Annotated in this window: 5 protein-coding genes; 1 reads left to right on the forward strand and 4 read right to left on the reverse strand. The window is 49.3% G+C overall.

Going from position 1 to position 4,817, the window contains the following annotated elements:
* Positions 1-466 (forward strand): DUF924 family protein (locus GY683_RS03980; protein WP_297287518.1); only part of this gene is annotated, 466 nt, incomplete at its 5' end.
* Here the strand turns inward: GY683_RS03980 and coaE are convergent.
* The 4 genes from coaE to pilB all read right to left on the reverse strand — a co-directional run.
* Complete coding sequence (coaE, locus tag GY683_RS03985) at positions 463-1,101, reverse strand: dephospho-CoA kinase (RefSeq protein ID WP_297287519.1); 639 nt, start codon at positions 1,099-1,101, stop codon at positions 463-465. The genes GY683_RS03980 and coaE overlap by 4 nt on opposite strands.
* 48 nt (positions 1,102-1,149) lie before the next feature.
* Positions 1,150-2,052, reverse strand: coding sequence for an A24 family peptidase (locus tag GY683_RS03990; RefSeq protein ID WP_297287520.1), 903 nt, complete (start codon positions 2,050-2,052; stop codon positions 1,150-1,152).
* Positions 2,049-3,296 (reverse strand): type II secretion system F family protein, encoded by a 1,248-nt coding sequence (locus tag GY683_RS03995; RefSeq protein ID WP_297287521.1) that lies wholly within the window; start codon positions 3,294-3,296, stop codon positions 2,049-2,051. Before GY683_RS03995 ends, GY683_RS03990 begins: the two co-directional genes overlap by 4 nt.
* Positions 3,289-4,817, reverse strand: a 1,529-nt coding sequence (gene pilB, locus GY683_RS04000) for a type IV-A pilus assembly ATPase PilB (protein ID WP_297287522.1), incomplete at its 5' end; no start/stop codon positions are given. The genes GY683_RS03995 and pilB, both read right to left, overlap by 8 nt.

Raw genomic sequence — 4,817 nt, forward strand, 5'->3', positions numbered from 1 at the left:
ATTTGACCATAAAATCGCCGAGCAGTTCGAAGATTTGATCGATCAGGCGAGAGCAGGCGAGCTCTGGGGCTGGCGTACCGATCACTATGGTAGATTGGCAGAGATTATTATCCTAGATCAGTTTAGTCGTAATGTCTATCGCGACACGCCAAAGGCATTCGCCGCCGATGATGTGGCGCTTATTTTGGCTCAAGAGGCGGTGGCTTTGACAGGCTTTAACGAGTTGCCGGTGGATTTTCGGATATTTACTGCCATGCCGTTCATGCACTCAGAGAGTCTGAGCATACATGAGCGAGCGGTGGAGATTTTTGAGCAGATAGGTGACGCTGTCACACTTGACTTTGAACATCGACATAAGGACATCATCGAGCGCTTCGGTCGCTATCCGCATCGTAATGAGATATTGGGCAGGGTAAGCACGACTGAAGAATTAGAATTCTTAAAAGAGCCGAATTCGTCGTTTTAGCACTTTACCATCGCCAAATAACTCTCATGCAGCCGCTCAAGCTGTACATACAGCTCATCTAGCGTGCCACCATTCACCACCACATCATCAGCCACTGCCAGCCGTTGTTGGCGTGTGGCTTGCTTGGCGATGATGGTCTTGACGTAGGCGGTGGGGTCTTGATGGTGAGACAGCTTGATTTGGTCGCGCTTGGTCGCGCGGTGTATTTGGATAGACTCAGGAACATCCACGACCAGAATCCTATCGCACAGCTCGGCTAAGTTTGGGGATTTTGCCATGCCTTCGACCAAAAGCGGCACCGATAAGACACAATAGGCAGCCGTGCTCTTTTCCAGAGCGTCTTTGATTCGTGCTTGAATGTGCGGATGCGTGATGGCGTTTAGGGCAGTGATGGCGGCAGGGTGCTTAAGGATGTGATCGCGCATGGCGGCGCGATTGTAGTTGCCATCGCTATCTATCACCCAGTCGCCAAAAGCCTCCTTTAGCTCGTCTAGTACCGGATTGCCCTTAGCGGTGATGGCATGAGCGATGACATCGGCATCGACCACGTCTATACCCTGCATGGCGAACCAGTCGCTTACTGCGCTCTTGCCGCTGCCAATCCCGCCCGTCAATCCGATGATTAATCCACTCATATATCCTCCAATGTTTAATATGATAAGTCAATCAAGCCAGCCAGCGTATTAGCTCAGTGCCAACATGCCATACCACGACCATATCTTTTCACCATATAACAGTGAAAACAAACCACCCATCGCCAAATAAGGTCCAAAGGCAAAGGCTTCTTCATCTTGTCGATATTTATTAATGATGCCTGCGATTACACCAAGCAGTGCAGCGATAAAGACAATCATCGGCAAGTAGAACATCCCGAGCCATGCGCCAAGCACGCCAAGCAGCTTAGCATCACCAAGCCCCATGCCGTCCTTGCCCATGACGATTTTGAACAACACATTAATTCCCCAAAACACTACAAAGCCCATCACTAGCCCCCAGATGGCAAGACTTGGCGTGGTAAAGACATGTTGAGTGTTGGCGATCAGACCGACCATGCCAAGCGGCACAAGTAGGCGATCGGGCAGTAGCTTGGTGTGATAATCAATCCCTGATAAAGCAATCAAATACCACAAAAAGATCAGCGCCAGCCCCGCCTGAATGCTCACACCAAAATGATGAACGATGAGTATTGATAACACCGCCGTTAAGAGCTCCGTGACGGGATAGCTTGGAGATATCTTTGCTTGGCAGGATGCGCAGCGACCACCTAGAAGCAGGTAGCTAACCACGGGAATGTTATGCTGCCAAGCGATGACAGATGTGCAATGCGGACAGTGTGATCGTAGTGCAGATGAATTAGGTGAAGGGTTGGGTTGGTAGTACCTCTGGATGTCGTTCTTGGTGGCATCGTTAAGCTGTTCATCTGCTGCGATGAATTCGCTGATCTCGTGTCGCCATTCGCTCAGCATGGTATTAGGCATGCGATGAATCACGACATTGATAAAGCTACCAACGATGAGCCCTAATATACCTGTCATTATCAAAAATAGCGCATGGTTTTGTGTGAGAATGTTTAACACGTCAATCATGATACACTCGCCCCGATTTGAAAAATTGGCAAATACATCGCAATCACAACTCCGCCCACGATGATGCCAAGTATCACGATGATGATGGGTTCGATCAGGCTGGTCAAGCCGTCGATCTGTTCGCTGACTTCATTGTCATAATAATCTGCGACTTTATTTAGCATCTCGGTGAGCTTGCCGGATTCTTCACCCACGTCGATCATCTGCACAGTCATCGGCAGAAATAGCGTGCTTTGTCTCATGGCTTGGCTGAGTCTTTGACCGCTATTTACCTTGGTGCTGATGCTGTTTAGCTCCTTGATGAATGCATGATGGTTGGTGGCTTTGGCGGATAAATCCAGAGCGGCTAATAGCGGAATGCCCGCCTCAAAAGTCGTGGCAAGCGTCCTTGAGAATCGTACCAAGACCGTTTTTTTTATTAATGGAGCAATCAAAGGCAGTTTTAGGGCGATGTTATCAAGCCAAAGTTTGACCTTACCTGTTTTTTTGTTGTACCAAGTAAGACCAAAGCCGATGGTAAGCACGCTTATCACAATCCACCAAAAATTAGCCACCAGCCCATCAGATAACGCCATGATAAATCGAGTCGGCAGTGGCAAGTCCTCACCCATCTCGCTAAATGTCTTGGCAAAAATAGGCACGACTTTTACCAATAAAATCACCGTTACAGCGATGGCGACAATGCTAACAAGCGCAGGATATTGCAAGGCTTTTTTGAGTTTGTTTTTTAGGATCTCAAGGCTTTCTTGGTGGCTTGCGATGCGATCTAGCATGGTGTCTAGCGCGCCCGACTGTTCGCCTGCCTGCACCAAAGCGATGGATAATCGGCTAAATGCTTTATGCTTGCCAAGCGCATTGGCGAAATTAGAGCCTGACTCGATGTCTGTTTTTATTTGGTTGATGGTGGTGCTAAATGCAGGGTTTTTGCTGTTTTGGTTGGTGATGTCAAGTGCTTGGATGAGCGGGATACCTGCCGATAGCATGGTGGCAAGCTGACGGAAGAACAGGGTGATTTCTAGCGATTTTATTTTGTTGGTAAAATTTGGTAAAAACTGCTTTTTTTGGCGAAGGCTTGGGCGCGTAATGCCTTCTTTTTGTAGTTTTAATCGGGCGAGTTGCAGGGTGGCGGCGTTAATTTCACCCGTTACTTTTTTGCCCTGTGCGGAGATGCCTTTATAGCTAAAGGTTTTGTCTTTGGGTTTATTTATTTGACGTAGCTTGGCTGTTTTGATGGATTTAGGCACCTGTGAGACGCTCCATCTCTTGTAGGCTTGTGATGCCGCTGATGACCTGATGCATGGCAGATTGTCTAAGGGTCATCATGCCGTGTTCTTTGGCAAATTCGCTAAGCGCCTGAGTCGGTGCGTCGCTCATGATGAGTGTGGCAAGCTTTGGTGTGATGGGCAGCATCTCATAGATGCCTATGCGTCCTTTATAGCCGTCTTTGCATTGATGGCAGCCGACGGGCTTATATAGCTTGGCTGTGCCGATTTGATCTGGGCTAAAGCCAAGCTCGAGCAGGCTTTGGGTAGGGATGTCTAGAGGCTGCTTGCAGTCATTGCACAGGCGACGGACGAGTCTTTGGGCGATGATGAGACTTAGGGAGCTTGTGATATTAAAGGTCGCCACGCCCATGTTCTTTAGGCGGATAATGGTGTCGATGGCGGAATTGGTGTGCAAGGTGGACAGCACCAAGTGCCCCGTCTGAGCGGCCTTAATGGCAATCTCTGCCGTCTGTACGTCGCGAATCTCGCCCACCATGATGACGTCGGGATCTTGACGTAAAAAAGCCCTTAGCACATCGGCAAAGTCAAGCCCAATTTTTGGATTGATATTGACCTGATTGATGCCATCTAGATGAATCTCCACAGGGTCTTCGACCGTTTGGATGTTAATCTCGGGTCGATTTAGGATGCCAAGCGCGGTGTACAGTGAGATCGTCTTGCCAGAACCTGTCGGACCTGTGATGACGATCATGCCTTGAGGGCGGCTTAGCGCATCAAGGAAAAGCTGTTTTTGGGCATCATTCATACCAAGCGTATCAATGCCAATCAGGGCTTGGGTAGAGTCTAGCAGTCTTAAGACGATCTTTTCGCCAAAGAGCGTGGGTGTGGTACTGACGCGAAAATCAACCGATTTACCTTCATGCAGTGGGAATTTGATGCGCCCATCTTGCGGCTTTCGTCGTTCGGCAATGTCGAGACGTGCCATGACTTTTAGGCGGGTACTGATTTTGTTGCCCGATGCCTTGGGGGGATTTGCGACGGTCTGCATGATGCCATCAATGCGAAATCTTACCCGATAATGCTTATCGAACGGCTCAAAATGAATGTCTGATGCGCCCATGATGATGGCATCACTTAATGTCTTGTGGACGAATTTCACGGTCGGTGCGTCAAGCATTGCTTCGCCGTCATTATCAGGCACTTCATGATCGTCCTCGCCAAGCTCTAGCACCGCGCCTAGATGCAGGCTTTGCATGATGCGGACGAGTTTGTTCTCATCGACCAGAACGGGCGTGATGTGCGCATTGGTTGCAAAGCCAAGCTCGCTCATGGCTTGCACGCGTGTCGGATCGCTGGTGGCGATAAAAATTTGCCCATCGCGCTGACCAAGAGGTAGCACCTCGTGGCGTGCGATGAGCGCATCATCCAGTAGGCGCAAGGGCAGATCTTTGATGTTAAATTTATCCAAATCCACCAAATCCATGCCCAGACTCTCAGATAAGGTCTTGGCGATTACATCGGAGGACAGTACGCCATGTC

The organism is Moraxella sp. (assembly GCF_024227015.1).
Taxonomy (GTDB): domain Bacteria; phylum Pseudomonadota; class Gammaproteobacteria; order Pseudomonadales; family Moraxellaceae; genus Moraxella.